This is a genomic window from Rugosimonospora africana (assembly GCF_016862975.1).
Taxonomy (GTDB): Bacteria; Actinomycetota; Actinomycetes; order Mycobacteriales; family Micromonosporaceae; genus Rugosimonospora; species Rugosimonospora africana.
Window position 1 is genome coordinate 1 of record NZ_BONZ01000185.1, and the last position, 967, is coordinate 967.

1 protein-coding gene is annotated in these 967 nt (G+C 66.1%); it reads right to left on the reverse strand.

Features of this window, described 5'->3' with window-relative positions:
* Positions 1-942, reverse strand: a 942-nt coding sequence (locus Raf01_RS49130) for an AMP-binding protein (protein ID WP_203925077.1), incomplete at its 3' end; no start/stop codon positions are given.
* Positions 943-967: the final 25 nt, after the last annotated feature.

A 967-nucleotide genomic window follows, 5' to 3' on the forward strand; every position in this document is an offset into this window, starting at 1 on the left:
CGGCAGTCGGCCGACCGGCAGATCCTCACCAGGCTCGACCCGGAAATCGGTACACGCCATCGTCAGCTCGACAGAGCCGTAGGAGTTGACCAAGGTGCGTCCATGAGACCAGTAGACTGCGGTGTCTGCCGGACAGGTGTCATCACTGAGGATCAGCGTCACCAGCGAGGGCAGCTCGACTTTCGGTACCCCGGCCAGCACCCGAGCGGGTACATGGAGATGGGTTATCCGCTGCTGCCCCAGCACGTTCACGAGTTCGTCGCCGACCAACCCGCGCTCCGGAACGACCAGACAGGCTCCGGTAAGCAGTCCCAGACACAGCTCGGAGATCAACCCGCCGGAGCCGGGCGAGGCGAACTGGAGAAGGCGGTCCCCGTCACCCGTCTTGTACGACCTGCGGTATGCCGCAGCCAGTTCCGCCAGCCCGGCATGCGAGATCTCGACCGCCCTCGGAGCGGGACTGGACGTGTACATGACGCAAGCCAGGCCACTGCCCGGTCGGGCCGCAGCTGGTGCTGGAGCCGCGGGGTTGTGCACTGTTGGGTACGAGATTGAGTCAAGGTCTTCCATCAACATCAGCGGCATGGCGCCGAACGGGATCTCGCCCGCCCTCGCGCCGCACGTGATGAGCATGGCGGGCGCAGTGTCGTTCAACATGAACGCGATCCGTTGCGCCGGGTAGTCCGGGTCGATCGGCAGGTACGCCCCACCGGCGGTCATCACCGCCAACACCGCCGTGACCAGGTCCACCGATCGAGGCAGCGCCAACGCGACCACCGACTCCGGTCCCACCCCGGCCTCGGCCAACGACCTCGCCAGCTGGTTGACCCGACCAGCCAACTGCCGATACGTCACCCGCTGTTCCCCACAGATCAGCGCGACCGCTTCCGGCGAGGCCGCAACCTGCCGCTCAAACAACTCCGGCAACGTCACCGGTTCCACCGGGTGAGTGGTGTCATTCCACTCC